The sequence below is a fragment of the Crossiella cryophila genome (assembly GCF_014204915.1).
Taxonomy (GTDB): Bacteria; Actinomycetota; Actinomycetes; order Mycobacteriales; family Pseudonocardiaceae; genus Crossiella; species Crossiella cryophila.
Genome location: NZ_JACHMH010000001.1, coordinates 5,120,634 through 5,133,654, shown reverse-complemented (window position 1 = coordinate 5,133,654; position 13,021 = coordinate 5,120,634). Strand labels below are relative to the sequence as shown.

17 protein-coding genes are annotated in these 13,021 nt (G+C 73.2%); 14 read left to right on the top strand and 3 right to left on the bottom strand.

Annotated elements, in window-relative coordinates:
* Nucleotides 1–3 precede the first annotated feature (3 nt).
* From HNR67_RS22710 to HNR67_RS22645, 14 genes are all read left to right on the top strand, one after another.
* Nucleotides 4–1,230, top strand: coding sequence for a M16 family metallopeptidase (locus HNR67_RS22710; RefSeq protein WP_185004217.1), 1,227 nt, complete (start codon nucleotides 4–6; stop codon nucleotides 1,228–1,230).
* Nucleotides 1,227–2,462, top strand: a complete 1,236-nt coding sequence (locus HNR67_RS22705; protein WP_185004216.1) for a M16 family metallopeptidase — start codon at nucleotides 1,227–1,229, stop codon at nucleotides 2,460–2,462. Before HNR67_RS22710 ends, HNR67_RS22705 begins: the two co-directional genes overlap by 4 nt.
* A gap of 30 nt (nucleotides 2,463–2,492) precedes the next feature.
* Complete coding sequence (gene lxmK / locus HNR67_RS22700; protein WP_185004215.1) at nucleotides 2,493–3,635, top strand: class V lanthionine synthetase subunit LxmK; 1,143 nt, start codon at nucleotides 2,493–2,495, stop codon at nucleotides 3,633–3,635.
* Nucleotides 3,632–4,573, top strand: coding sequence for a T3SS effector HopA1 family protein (locus tag HNR67_RS22695; RefSeq protein ID WP_185004214.1), 942 nt, complete (start codon nucleotides 3,632–3,634; stop codon nucleotides 4,571–4,573). Before lxmK ends, HNR67_RS22695 begins: the two co-directional genes overlap by 4 nt.
* A gap of 96 nt (nucleotides 4,574–4,669) precedes the next feature.
* Nucleotides 4,670–4,894 carry an LxmA leader domain family RiPP gene (locus HNR67_RS22690; protein ID WP_221490005.1) on the top strand — a complete coding sequence of 75 codons (225 nt, stop codon included), beginning with the start codon at nucleotides 4,670–4,672 and terminating at the stop codon, nucleotides 4,892–4,894.
* 26 nt (nucleotides 4,895–4,920) lie between these two features.
* On the top strand, nucleotides 4,921–5,076 hold the full coding sequence (locus HNR67_RS22685) for an LxmA leader domain family RiPP (protein WP_185004213.1): 156 nt from the start codon (nucleotides 4,921–4,923) through the stop codon (nucleotides 5,074–5,076).
* Nucleotides 5,077–5,132: 56 nt separating this feature from the next.
* Nucleotides 5,133–6,872: an ABC transporter ATP-binding protein gene (locus HNR67_RS22680; protein ID WP_185004212.1), complete on the top strand. Its 1,740-nt coding sequence runs from the start codon at nucleotides 5,133–5,135 to the stop codon at nucleotides 6,870–6,872.
* The gene (locus HNR67_RS22675; RefSeq protein WP_185004211.1) at nucleotides 6,869–7,831 is read left to right on the top strand and encodes an LLM class flavin-dependent oxidoreductase; all 963 of its coding nucleotides are present in this window, start codon (nucleotides 6,869–6,871) and stop codon (nucleotides 7,829–7,831) included. Before HNR67_RS22680 ends, HNR67_RS22675 begins: the two co-directional genes overlap by 4 nt.
* Complete coding sequence (locus HNR67_RS22670; RefSeq protein WP_185004210.1) at nucleotides 7,828–8,400, top strand: flavoprotein; 573 nt, start codon at nucleotides 7,828–7,830, stop codon at nucleotides 8,398–8,400. Before HNR67_RS22675 ends, HNR67_RS22670 begins: the two co-directional genes overlap by 4 nt.
* Nucleotides 8,397–9,281 carry a hypothetical protein gene (locus HNR67_RS22665; RefSeq protein WP_185004209.1) on the top strand — a complete coding sequence of 295 codons (885 nt, stop codon included), beginning with the start codon at nucleotides 8,397–8,399 and terminating at the stop codon, nucleotides 9,279–9,281. The genes HNR67_RS22670 and HNR67_RS22665 overlap by 4 nt, the downstream gene beginning before the upstream one ends.
* The gene (locus HNR67_RS22660) at nucleotides 9,268–10,119 is read left to right on the top strand and encodes an ABC transporter ATP-binding protein (protein ID WP_312987837.1); all 852 of its coding nucleotides are present in this window, start codon (nucleotides 9,268–9,270) and stop codon (nucleotides 10,117–10,119) included. The genes HNR67_RS22665 and HNR67_RS22660 overlap by 14 nt, the downstream gene beginning before the upstream one ends.
* Nucleotides 10,120–10,124: 5 nt before the next feature.
* Nucleotides 10,125–10,934 (top strand): ABC transporter permease, encoded by an 810-nt coding sequence (locus HNR67_RS22655; RefSeq protein ID WP_185004208.1) that lies wholly within the window; start codon nucleotides 10,125–10,127, stop codon nucleotides 10,932–10,934.
* A gap of 29 nt (nucleotides 10,935–10,963) precedes the next feature.
* On the top strand, nucleotides 10,964–11,683 hold the full coding sequence (locus HNR67_RS22650; RefSeq protein ID WP_185004207.1) for an ABC transporter ATP-binding protein: 720 nt from the start codon (nucleotides 10,964–10,966) through the stop codon (nucleotides 11,681–11,683).
* The gene (locus HNR67_RS22645) at nucleotides 11,680–12,363 is read left to right on the top strand and encodes a hypothetical protein (protein ID WP_185004206.1); all 684 of its coding nucleotides are present in this window, start codon (nucleotides 11,680–11,682) and stop codon (nucleotides 12,361–12,363) included. The genes HNR67_RS22650 and HNR67_RS22645 overlap by 4 nt, the downstream gene beginning before the upstream one ends.
* 8 nt (nucleotides 12,364–12,371) lie before the next feature.
* Here the strand turns inward: HNR67_RS22645 and HNR67_RS22640 are convergent, their stop codons facing one another.
* The 3 genes from HNR67_RS22640 to HNR67_RS22630 are packed head-to-tail and all read right to left on the bottom strand — an operon-like array spanning nucleotide 12,372 to nucleotide 13,016.
* The gene (locus tag HNR67_RS22640; RefSeq protein ID WP_185004205.1) at nucleotides 12,372–12,563 is read right to left on the bottom strand and encodes a hypothetical protein; all 192 of its coding nucleotides are present in this window, start codon (nucleotides 12,561–12,563) and stop codon (nucleotides 12,372–12,374) included.
* 52 nt (nucleotides 12,564–12,615) lie between these two features.
* Entirely contained in the window at nucleotides 12,616–12,864 is a 249-nt protein-coding gene (locus HNR67_RS22635; protein ID WP_221490004.1) for a PASTA domain-containing protein, read from the bottom strand.
* Nucleotides 12,865–12,872: 8 nt separating this feature from the next.
* Nucleotides 12,873–13,016, bottom strand: coding sequence for a hypothetical protein (locus tag HNR67_RS22630; RefSeq protein WP_185004204.1), 144 nt, complete (start codon nucleotides 13,014–13,016; stop codon nucleotides 12,873–12,875).
* Nucleotides 13,017–13,021: the final 5 nt, after the last annotated feature.

The window sequence follows — 13,021 nt, the reverse complement described above, 5'->3', positions numbered from 1 at the left end:
GGGTTGCGGCGCGACCGGCTCGGCAACGGGTTGACCGTGCTGCTCGCGCCGGTGCCGGAGGCGGCGCGGGTGGCGGTCAGCGTGCACTACCGGGTCGGCTTCCGCAACGAGCCGGAGCAGGCGGCGGGCTTCGCGCATCTGTTCGAGCACCTGATGTTCGAGGGCAGCGCGGAGGTCGGGCCCAGGGAGCACGGTGCGCGGGTGCACGCGACGGGCGGGGCCGGTGACGCCCGCACCCATCAGGACTACACCCGGTACTTCCAGGTGCTGCCAAGCCAATCCCTGGAACTCGCCCTGTTCCTGGAGGCCGACCGGATGCGCGCGCCGCGGTTCACCGAGGCCGGTATCCAGCGGCAGCTGGCCGGGGTGGCCGAGGAGATTCGGCTCTCGGTCCGGGAGCGGCCCTACGGCGGTTTCCCGTGGCCGCGCCTGCCGCAGGCGCTCTACCGCGACTTCGCCAACGCCCACGACGGTTTCGGCGACACCACCCGGCTGGCCGGGATCACCCCTGAGCAGTGCCGGGAGTTCTTCGGCCTGCACTACCCGCCGGGCAACGCGGTGCTGACCGTGTGCGGTGACTTCGACCCTGGGCTGGCCTGGGATCTCATCAACCGGCACTTCGGCGACATCCCCGCCCGGCCGGTGCCGCCGGTGGCCCGGCTGACCGAACAGCTCCGGCAGGCGAGCACGATCGTGCTGCCCGACCGGCGGATCAGCCTGCCCGGTCTCGCGATCGGCTACCCGCTGCCCGACCCGGCCACCGAACTGCCAGCCTACCTCGCCCACCAGGTGCTGGCCCCCGCACTGCGCTGGCCTGCCGAACTCTCGCTGGCCTCGGACTCCAGCTGCGGCTTCTTCGACTACCTGGACGCCGCCGACCCGGACACCCTGGTGCTCACCGCGGTGCACCGGCCACAGACCCAGCCGGAGGCGCTGTTGTCCTATGTGGACCGGCGACTGTCCACAGTGGCCGGACACGGCCTGCCGCGGGCGGAGTTCGAGCGGCACCGGGACCGGCTCCGGCTGGAGCACCACCGGCGGCACGCCGATCTGCTGACCCGGTGCTGCGCACTGGGCAGGCTGGAGATCCTGTTCGGCCGGGCGGAACTGCTCGATGACTGGCCAGGGCTGCTGGACGCGCTGCCGCCGGACAGTGTCCCGGCCGCCGCCGAGCGGTTGCGGGCGTCCCCGCGCGGGGTCCTGCACGCGGTGCCGGACAACGGCCGATGAGCCCGAAGTGGGCGGACTCCTTGCTGGACAACGGACTGCGGCTGCTCGCGGTGCGCGATGCCAGGGCGCCGGTGGCCGAGTTGCGGCTGCTGATCCCGGCCGCCGCGGCCGATCCCCGGCAGGCCGGTCTCACCGAACTGCTCGCCCGGAGCCTGCGGGCCACGCCGGCCGCCACCGGGCACTCCGGGGCGAGCTGGGACGGTGCATGGCTGCGGGTGCACTCCAGCCTGCCTGCCCATGACTGGGCCACCGGACTTGAGACCATACTGGAGTCGCTGCGCGGCAACGAGGTCGAGCAGCCCGACTACCCCCGCTGGCGCGCCGGTCTGGTCAACCAGGCCAGGGCACGGCAGCGGGACCGGGGACAGCACCTCGCCCGGTTGTTGCGGCAGCGGGCCTTCGCACCGCCGGGGCCACCCTCGGACCTGCCCGATCCCGCCCTGCTGGCCGCCACCGAGCCCGCGGACCTGCTGGCGTTCCGGCGGCGGTTGCTGACTCCGGCCGGGGCTTTCCTGGTGCTGGCCGGGGACATCGAGCCCGCGGCGGCGGTGGCGGCGATGGCAGGCGCGGTGCGGCGGCACTGGCCCGAGGGCGAGCACCGGGTCCTGCCGCGGCCGCGACCCACACCCACCGGGGATCTGCTGGCCCTGAGTGACGCGCGGGAGACCCGGCTGGAACTGTGCGCGCCCAGCGGCGCCGCCGCGGACTCGCCAGCCGCACACGACCTGCTCGTCGTCGCCCTGGGCGCCTACGCCGATTCCCGCCTGGCGCTGAGGTTTCCAGCGCCCGGTTGCTCGGCCGCGGCCGGGATGGAGGTGATCGGCGGGCAGCGGATGTTCCTGCTCTCCGCCCAGGCCGCTGCCGGGCGCGGCGCGGAGTTGCTCGCCGGCCTGCACGTGGAACTGGCGAACCTGCGGCGCAGGCCACCGGCGGGCGCGGAACTCGAGGCGGCCAGGACGTTCGCGCTGGGACAGTTCCTCGGCGTGCTGGACTCACCGGGAGCGCTGGCCGACAAGATCGCCACCGACCTCTGCTACGGCCGCGCGCCGGACTGGTTTTCCGTTTTCCCGCAACGGTTGCGCGCGGTGACCGCGGCCGATCTGGCCCTGGCCTGCGAGCGGTTGCTGAGCAGGCGGGCGCTGACCGGCGTGGTCAGCGGCGACCTGAGCGGCAAGGACCTGGCGGTGGCCGATCTGCTGCCGTTGTCCGGGAAATCCACCATCTGGTGGTGAACAACCCGATCGGCGGATTGACTTCGAGGCATGCAAGGCATCCAAGAAGTGGCCACCGGGTCACCGCGGATCGCACCGCGGGATCTGCGCACCGTGCCCGAGGTCAACGTGCTGCTGACCAGGCTGGGCCTGGGCACGCTGGGCACCGAGGACACCGAGACCTTCCCCGGCCGCAACGACAACTGGGCGGGCACCACCAGCGCGGGGCACCCGGTGTTCGTCAAGAAACTGGACCAGCACAACGGATCGCCCGCGGACCGGCTCCGGCGGACGCTGGACTTCCAGCGGCTGACCGAGCACCGCCCGCAGCCGCACCTGGCCACCATCGCCTGCCACGGCTGGGACGAGGAACACGGCCTGGTGGTCTTCGAGCGCATCCCGCAGGCCCGCTCCGGCGCTGAGTTGATGGTCGAGGAGAGCTTCGGCGCCGACCTCGGGCTGGTCGCCGGGCAGGCACTGGGTTCGTTGCACGGCAACGAGATCCCGGCCGGGCTGGAGCTGGACACCACCGTCCCGCCGATGCCTGCCGCCGAGTTGGCGCACGGGCTGCCCGCCGAGGTCTTCGACCAGAGCAGCTTCGCCGAACTCACCTGCTGGCGACTGCTCCAGCAGGATGCGGACCTGGCCGCGGCGATCCGGCGGCTGCGTCAGGCGGAGGCCGCCGCGGAGCGGGTGCCCGCCCACTGCGATCTGCGGCTGGACCAGTTCCTCTTCGCGGGCGACAGGTTGCACCTCACCGACTGGGAGGAGTTCCGGCTGGCCGATCCGGCGCGGGACCTGGGTTCCTTCACCGGGGAATGGCTCTACCGCTCGATCCTGGACATCGTCACCACCCGAGGTGACACCGGCGTGCTGGGTGAGATCTCCTTCGCCGACATCACCCTCACCCCGGCGGAGGTGATCGGCCGCGGCGTGCGCAAGTTCGAGCGGCTGCGGCCGGTGGTGGTGGCGTTCTGGGCCGGTTACCGGGAAATCCGCCCCGCACCGGCGGCCGGACTCGCCGCGAGGGCGGCGGCGTTCGCCGGCTGGCACCTGTGGGACCGCATGATCGCCGGCGCCGCGCTCAGCCCTCAGCTCGGCGCGGTGGCCAGGGCCGCGGCCGGAGTCGGGCGCACGGTGTTGCTGAGCCCGAAGAGTTTCGTGGACACCCTCGGGCTGGGAGAGCCGGTATGACGGTGCGGAACGTGGAGCTGGCCGACCGGTTGGTGGCGGCACTGGCCGGGATCAGGATCGACGCCGAGGAGCACTTCGCCGTGCTCGGCGCACGGGAACTGCACGCCGACACCGGCAAGGACCTCGCCCGCGCACTCGCGCTGGCCTGCTACGAGGTGCTGCACGTGGGCTGGGCGCTGCCGCACGCCGGATCGCCCCGTTCCCGGCGGGACCGCGGCTTCGAGCAGCGGCTGGCCGCAGCCGTGCCGCATCGCGAAACGCCGGTGAGCGTCACCTTCCTGGACCTCGACCCGGCGACCGAACGGGTGCTGGTGCGCCGGGACGGTGTCCGGGTCTGGTTGCCCGCCAACGTGATCGGCGCGGACTTCGAGCACATCCCTGACAGCCCACTGGTCCTGCGCTGTGACCCGGCCAGGCCCGCGGTGTCCCCCGGCTTCTTCCTCGTCGACGGCAGCCGCCCGCCGGTCACCTCCGGCCCGCTGCTGCGGGTCTACCTGCACCTGCGCTCGGCCGAGAGCACGCCAGAGATCTGGTCGATCGTGCTGAACACCCTGCACGCCGGCGATATCGCCTACCGGGCCAAGGTGATCTCCGACCAGGCCGCCTTCCCGCGCCGGGACGGACTGGTCGTCTACCTCGGCGAGGGCGACTGGCAGGCCGCGGACCTGATCGCCACGGCGGTGCGCGGGCATCCCGGCCTCGGCGCGGACGTGTCGATGTTCGCCAGCGCCCTCGGCGCCGGGGTGGCCACCGCGTGGGAACCCGTGGACACCCACCCCGGCATGCGCGGGCTGAGCTTCGGCCAGCACCGCGCGCATGTGCTGGCCACCGCGCTGCTGGCCGCCGCGCAGGACGGCGAATCCCCGGAATCGGCCGTGTGCCAGGCGTTTCGCCAGGCCCGGATCGACCCGCGCGACCCCGCCCGCAACCTGCCCTGAACCCCGGGCCCGCCGGGATCCCCGCTGGGCAGACAACTGCCCTCGCTGTCTGCCCTGTCCTGATCCCGGCAACCGGAAACCAAGGAGAGAAAGATCTTGATCAACACCAAGGAAATGATGTCCGGCTTCGGCAGCTACGTCGACGTCGAGGAGCTGAACGTGGTGGCGACCACCGAGGCGCCTGCCACCACGCCGGTCTGCTTCGCCGCCGCCACCAGCAGCGTGGCCTGCCTGGCCGCCACCAGCAGTCCCTGGTGTGTGGCCGGTGCGGGCGCGGCCGCCGGCGCGGGCACAGCAGCCTCGGTCAAGGCCGGCTGCTGACCATCCCGAGAAGAGAGAGGAACACCATGGCTATTGAGGAAATGGTGGCGGGCTACGCCACCTACGTCGATGTCGCGGAGCTGGACGTCGCGGCGCTGACCGAGGCCCCGGCCACCAGTCCGGCCTGCTTCCTGGCCAGCTTCGCCATCTCATACCAGGTCTCCAAGGACATTCTCAGCTGATCGCATGGGGCGCTCGCACCGCGGGCGCCCCATGTCCTTGCTGGAAAGGAAGAATCATGCCGGTGACGGCAGGGCATCAGCCGTTGCGCATCCTGCGCGAACTCACCGACGGCCGCCGGAGCAGGCTGGTCGTGATCCTGCTGCTCTCCCTGGTCGCCACCGCGGGCACCCTGGCGTTGCCATTACTGGTCTCCGGGCTGATCGTCGCGGTCCAGGCCCGGCAGGACCTGCTCTGGCGGGCGATCGCGATGTCGGTGGCGGCGCTGGGCGGGGCGGGCGCGGCCGCCGGTTCCGGCTATCTGCTGGCCCGGCTGGGCGAGCGGATGGTGCACCGGTTGCGCAGCCGGATCATGGCGCACGTGCTGCGGTTGCCGCTGCGCACGGTGCGCGGGCACGGTTCGGGGGATCTGCTGTCCCGGGTCACCGCGGACAGCGCGCAGCTGCGCACGATCGCCGATCTGGGCGTGGTGCAGTTGCCCACCGCCGTGGTCACCGCGGCGGGCACGCTGGCGGTGATGGCCTGGCTGGACCCGGTGCTGCTGGTGGCCGCACTCGGCGGTTTCCTGGTCGCCGGGGTGATCATCGGTCTGGTCGTGCGCGGCCTGCGCCGGGCGCACACCCGTTACCAGGGCGCGCTCGGCCTGCTCGCGCACCGGTTCAGCACCGTGCTGGACGCCCTGCCCATGGTGAAGGCGTGCCAGGCGGAGGCCCGGCTGTCCACCCGGCTGGCCCAGGCCTCCCAGCACACCTCGACCGCGGCGCTGGGCACCATCCGGTTGGAAGCGCTGATGAGCCCGGTGCTGGGGCTGGGGCAGCAGATCGGGCTGGTCGCGGTGGTGGTCACCGGCGGCGCGCGGTACGCGGCGGGGGCACTGGCGGTGGCCGACCTGGTCGCGTTCCTGCTGTGCCTGCTGCAACTGGTGGCGCCGATCATGATGATCTCGATGGGCGCGGGCCAGGTGCAGGCCGGTCTGGCGGCCAGGGGCCGCTTCGACGAGATCCTCGCACTGTCCACTGAGGACGCCGAGGATCCGCCGCAGGCCCCCGTGCCATTGCCTGCCGAGGCCCCCGCGGTGCGGTTCCGCGCGGTCGGGTTCGCCCACGACCGGCGACCGGTGCTGCACGAGGTGGACCTGGACATCCCGCGTCGCGGGCTGACCGCGCTGCTCGGGGTCTCCGGCGCGGGCAAGACCACCACCCTCGCGCTGATCGAACGCTTCCTGCGGCCCGACACCGGCACGGTGGAGATCCTCGGGCGGGACAGCCGCGAGTGGCCGCTGGCCGAACTGCGCGGCCGGATCGCCTACCTGGACCAGGAATTCACCCTGCTCGCCGACTCGGTGCGGGCCAACCTCACCGTCGGCCACGCCGCCGAGGTGCCCGAACACCAGCTGTGGCACGCCCTGGACCAGGTGGCGCTCACCGCGGCCGTGCGGGCGCTGCCCGAGGGCCTGGACACCGTGCTCGGCGGGGAGGTCGACCTCTCCGGCGGGCAACGGCAACGGCTCGCCCTGGCCAGGGTCAGCCTGAGCAGCGCGGAGATCGTGCTGCTGGACGAACCCACCTCCCAGCTGGACAGCGGCAACGAGGACCTGCTGCGCACCACCATCGACACCCTGGCCGCCGACCGGGCGGTGCTGGTGGTCGCGCACCGGCTCTCCACGGTGCGCCAGGCCGGCAAGGTGATCCTGCTCGCCGACGGGCGGGTCCAGGCCAGCGGCAGCCACGAGCAGGTGCTGCTGGACAGCCCGGTCTACCGGGACCTGCTCGCGGCCCAGGCGGTGGCGCCGCGATGACCCGCTATTCGGCCCTCATCCCGTTCCTGCCCGCCCGAGCCGAACAGCTCGTCCCGGTGGCGGCCCTGGTGCAGGGCAGCGCGCTGCACCGGCTGTGGAGCGGTCAGCTGCTCGGGCTGGAGGCGCACCAGGTGTTCGCGCACACCGCCGGTCTCGGCCTGCGCATCCCGGTGGGCACCTGTGTGTCGCTGATGCCGTTGCGCAACCCGATGGAGGCCGTGGTGCAGGCTCGCTCGCTGGCCCGGATCACCGGGCATCCCTTCGTCGCCGGGATCGGCCCCGGCGCCACCGGTTTCCAGCGCGCCGTGCTCGGCCATCCGTACCGCAGTCAGCTCACCGCGGTCCGGGAGTACCTCATCGCCTTCCGGGCGCTGCTGGACGGGGTGGAGACCGACGCGGGCGCGGAGTACTTCCCGCTGGAGGCCCGGCTGACCGACCTGCCGCACCCGCCGGTGGAACTCGGCGCCGGCGTGCTGCGGCCGCGGATGGCCCGGCTGGCCGGGGAACTCGCCGATGTCGCCCTCACCTGGCTCACCCCGCCGGCGTACCTGCGGGAGGCCATCGCTCCCGCCCTCGCCGAGGGGGCCGCGTCGGCAGGCAGGCCGATGCCCGAGCTGACCGCGGTGGTGCACGTCGCGCTGCGCCGTCCCGGCCGGGATCCGGTCGAGCTGGCCACCAGGGTCGCCAGTGGACATCTGACCGCGCCGCACTACACCGACATGCTGCACCGCGCGGGAATCCCGGTCGATCCCACCGATCCGGCGGCGGGCGCGCGGGCCCTGGTGGACGCCGGGGTCTTCCTCACCGGTGATCTGGACCAGGTCCTCGCCGGGCTGGCCGCCTACCGGGCGGCCGGGGTGCGCGAGATCGTGCTCAACCTCAGCGGCGTCGGACTCGCCGAGGGACCGGCGGTGGCGGTGCGGGAGCTGGCCGAGATCACCGAGGCGGTGACCGGATGAGCGCACCGGGGTTCGACCGGCTGCTGTTCGTGGGCACCGGCGCGGCGAGCGCGGCGTTCCTGCCGTTCTGGCTCAACTGGCTGCAGCTGACCCATCCTGCCCTGGACACCCGGGTGGTGCTCACCCGTACCGCCCAGCGCTTCGTCACCCGCGAGGCGCTCGCCGGTTTCTCCGCGCGGCCGGTGCTGACCGATGGCTGGCCGGACGAACCGAGCCGGTCGGCCCTGCACGTGGAACTGGCCGAATGGGCCGAGGCGATCGTCGTCTACCCGGCGACCCTGCACTTCACCGCCCGCCTCGCCCTCGGCCTGGCCGACTCCCCCGCGCTGCTGGCCGCCCAGTGCGCCACCGCGCCGATCGCGGTGGCTCCCTCGCTGCCGCCGGGCGGTGCGGACAGCGCCGCCTACCGCGGCCACCAGGAGGCCCTGCGGCAACGGGACAACGTGGTGGTGGTGCCGCCCCAGCCCGGCCTCAGCCGCACCACCGGCCGCCAGGACGCCTGGGTCTGCGCCGATCTGCCGGTGGTGCTGACCGAACTGAGCGCGCTGCACGCCGGTGCCGCCCGATGACCCGGCGGCACACCGTGGTCGTGCCCGAGTACGGCACGCGCTGGCAGCGGCAACTGGTGCGCACCGGCCTGGACGGCGGCTACGAACTGTTGCGCAGTCCGGGTCCGGACCGGCGGATCCCGTTCCGGGCGCCCGACGCCACCCTGCGCGCCTGGCTCGCGCGGGTGGCGACGCCAGGCGGCGGGCTGGTCCCCGGCCGCCCCTCCCCCGCCGGGACCGTGTACCCGATCGAGCACTGGCGCACCGCGGCGGACCTCCTGCTCGCCGGCGCGGCTCCGGACCGCGCCGGACTGGTCGGGGCGGTCCGGGAAACCGGTCGCCTGCTGGCGCTGGCACACCGCGGCGCACCGCCGTCGGTCGGTGTCCCACCACCGGCGCACGCCCGGCTCACCGCCTTCCTGCGGGTGGGCGGCCGCACCGAGGCGACCCGGCTGGCGGCGGCCACCCTCTGCCAGGGCCTGGGCATCCCGGCCTGGGCCCGGCTGCTGGGCTGGTGCGCCGACCTCGCCGCCGACCCGGACCCGGTGCTCGTGCACGGCGCGCCAGGACTGGCCGCGATCGTGCCGGGACAACGGGTCCAGCTGTTGATCGGCGACGACCTCGGCGCCGCCCCCGCTGCCTTCGACCTCGGCTGGTTGCTGGGCGAACTCCTCGAACTCAGCCACGCCTTCCCCGGCCCCGGCTGGCCGGAGCTGATCGCGGCGCTGGCCGAGGGCTACGGCACCGAGCTGGACGAGCGGGTGCGCCGGATGGCGGTGCTGCGCATCGTGCTGCACCTGCACGACTTCGTCGGCTACGTCGGCTGGCACACCGGTGCGGTGCGGAACTACGTCGGCCTGGTCGCGGACACACTGGAAGGAGTCCACAGTGGAGCGTGCTGAGCCCGATGCGGTGTCCGTGCGGGAGCTGCGGATGTGTTACGGCCGCACCGAGGTGCTGCGCGGGGTCGAGTTGACCATCCGGCGCGGCGAGATCTTCTGCCTGCTCGGCCCCAACGGCGCCGGCAAGACCACGATGATCGAGATCCTGGAGGGCCACCGGAGGCGCTCCGGCGGCGAGGTCAGGGTGCTCGGCTCGGATCCGGGCAGGCCCGGTCCGGGCTGGCGGGCCCGGATCGGCGTCGTGTCGCAGTCCTGGCGGGACCACGCGCAGTGGCGGGTCGGCGAACTGCTGTCCTATGTGGCCGGTCACTACCCTGACCCGCACGATCCGGCGGAGCTGCTGACGCTGGTCGGCCTGACCGCGCAACGAGATCATCCCGTGGCGCGGCTCTCCGGGGGTCAGCGCCGCCGCCTGGACGTGGCCCTCGGGGTGATCGGCAGGCCCGAGTTGCTGTTCCTGGACGAGCCGACCGCGGGCTTGGATCCGGTGGCCCGGCGGCAGTTCCACGACCTGGTGACCCAGCTCTCCGGCACCGAGGGCATGACCATCCTGCTCACCACGCACGACCTCACCGAGGCGGAACGGCTGGCGCACCGGATCGGCATCCTGGTGCAGGGCAGGCTGATCACCACCGGCACCCCGGCCGCACTGGCCACGATGACCACGGCCGGCACCGAGGTGCGCTGGGCCGAGGCGGGCGGGCAACGCCGGGAGCTGGTCGAGGATCCCTCGGCACTGCTGCGTGAGCTGAACGAGCGCTTCGGCTGCGCGGTGCCGGAACTACAGGTGCGCCGGCAGTCCCTCGAGGACACCTATCTAGACCTGATTGGCCGGTGATCCCGTTGTCCCAGCGTGCGAACACACTCCGGGCGGCCCGGCTGCGGGCCGTGGTCGAACTGAAACTCCAGTTGCGCGGTCGCCGGGAACGCGCCGGGCACGCCTTCGTACCGGTGATGATGGCCGTGCTGCTGCTGATGCTCGGCCAGGACGTCATTCCCGGCACGCCGGCCCGGTACGCCGAGCTGCTGCTGGCGGGTGGTCTGGCGCTCAGCGTGGTCAGCACGAGCCTGCTGGGACTGATGCAGTGGCTGGCCACCGACCGCGAGGACGGCGCGCTGCTGCGCCTGCGCGGGGTGCCCGGCGGGGTGCAGAGCTACCTGCTCGGCAAGCTCGCCGTGATCGGCGTGCTCACCATCGCCTACGTGATCGCGCTGCTCGTGATCGGGACGGTCGTCTCGGGCACCGGTCTGCCCGCGGGACCGGCAGGCTGGGCGACCCTGGCCTGGGTGCTGCTGCTGGGGGTGCTGGCGATGTCCGGCCTTGGTGCGATCGGCGGTGCGCTGGCCCCGGATCCGCGGCTGGTCGCCGTGGTGGGGTTGTTCCTGCTGGGTCTGATCCCGCTGTCGGGGTTCTTCTTCCCCGTCGACTCGCTGCCGGGGCCGCTGCGGATCGTCGGCGCGGTGTTCCCGTTGTCCTGGCTGGCGGAGGGGATCCGGCTCGCGTTCACCCCCGGACCGGCGCCGGGGCGGCTGGTCGTGGTGGGGCTGGTGCTGGGCGCCTGGACCGTGCTGGGCGCGGTCTGCGCGCCGCCCCTGCTGCGGCGGATGACCCGGCTGCGGTCGGGTTCGGCGCCGGCGAAGGCCAGCGCGTGATCAGGTCCCCAGGCGAAGGAGTTGGGCGAATGCCGCCAGTTGTGCGGTTCAGCGGGTTCGGCAAGGTCTACCGCGAGGTGGTGGCCGTGCGGGAGTTGAGTTTCACCGTCGGCCAGGGCCGGATCCTCGGTCTGCTGGGGCCCAACGGCGCGGGCAAGAGCACCGCGTTGCGCGGGCTGCTCGGGCTGCTGCGGCCGACCGCGGGGTCGGCGACCGTGTTCGGCAGGCCCTACGGCGAGCTGTCCACTCCCGCCAGACGGGTGGGCGCGCATCTGGACGGGGTCGGGTTCGAGCCGGGGATCAGCGGCCGCGGGCACCTGCGGATCTGCGCGGCGGCCGCGGGCGCGTCCCGGCAGCGGGTCGAACGGCTGCTGGCGGAGGTCGGCCTGCGCGCGGCCGCCAACCGCAGGGTCGGCAGGTACTCCGCCGGGATGACCCAGCGGCTGGGCCTGGCCACCGCGCTGGTCGGCGATCCGGAGCTGCTGGTGCTCGACGAACCGGCCAACGGCCTGGATCCGGACGGCATCCGCTGGCTGCGCCGGTTCCTGCGCGAGTTCGCCGACGGCGGTGGCACCGTGCTGCTGTCCAGTCACCAGCTCGCCGAGGTGGCCCAGACCATCGACGATGTGGTGATCATCAAGGGCGGCCTGCTCTTCGCGGGCAGCCTGGCCGAACTCACCGACGGCGGCAGGCACGAGCTGGAGCAACGCTACTTCGACCTGATCGACCGCGCCGGTGAACCCGCGTGAAGGCCGCCCTGCGGATGGAACTCCTGCGCCTGCCCCGGGATCCGACGCTGCTGGGCTTCCTGGTCTACGCGGTGCTGACCACCGCGATCTCCGGCCTCACCGGGAAATCCACGCCGACGGCAGGCGCCATGGTCACCCTGGTGTGCCTGCAGACCGCGGTGCTGGCCGCGCTCTACGGCGCGGTGCGCTTCACCCTGGCCTACCGGCACGGCGTGGTGGCCCGCGCGATGCTGCTCGGACGACGCGGACCGGTACTGGGCGCCGCCGCGTGCACCGCGGCGATCGGCGGCACGCTGCTCATGGTCACCGCCCTGGGCACCGGCGCGGTGGTCCTGGTGGCCCGGACCGGCTCGGCGGCGGGGCTGGTCGGCGGCCTGTGCTCGGTGCTGCCTGCCGGCCTGGTGCTGGCGGCGGTGCCTGCGGCGTGGGGACTGCTCGTCGGATCCATCGTGCGCCACCACGTGCTGGCCCCGCTGGCCGCCGCGGCCTCGCTGTTCGCCCCGTTGCTGCTGCCCCAGCCTGGGATCATCCGCCTGTTCCCGGCGGGCGCGGCGATGTCCCTGCTCGGCCTGGGCGAGCACCCCTGGCCCGCCCCAGCCGCGCTGATCGTCCTGCTCGGCTGGCTGCTGGCCCTGGCCCTACTGGCGCACGCCCTGCTCCAGTCCCGCGACCTCCGGTGACCCGCGGGCTAGTTCGGGGTGTTGCCGGTGGTCGTGGGGACGATGAGCGCGGCCGCCGTGGCGTTGTCGTCCTTGGTCTCGGCGACCGGCGTGACCGTCCAGGTCTTCGGCGCGGCCAAACTCGCCCGCGACCGCTGCCGGCGACAGCCCGCGCACCAGCGTCGTGAGGTGTCATGCCGCTCGCAGTGGTTGGGGCTCATGGGGTTCAGGCTACGTCGGCGCACTCCCAGCTGCCCGTTGACCATGAGAAAGTCATGCCCCACCGTGCTCGCGGAACTTCTCGAACTCGATCCGCACCACGTCCGCCCGGCGCAGGCGGCGCCCACCCGGCGGGTTCTGGGCGGTGACAACCCAGGTCCCTGGCCAGGTCAGGGCGCCCAGTGCCGGTCCGTCCAGGTCCGGGCCGGTGACGACCAGGCCGGCGTCGTGGCCGAGGCCGCGGGCGATGGGCACGGTCAGGCCGACGAGGTTGGGCACCTCGACCATGTCGGGTTGTTCCACTTGTCCCCCTAGTGCTCGCGCGGTGGCAGGTAAGGCCGGAAGTGCCCGGCGAGGTCATCCGCGACGCCTTCAGCATCCCGCGAGCCGTCCACCTCGACAACCCGGATTCCCAGTCCCAGCGCCGTTCGCACCGCGTCGTCGGGCACGGCCACTCCTC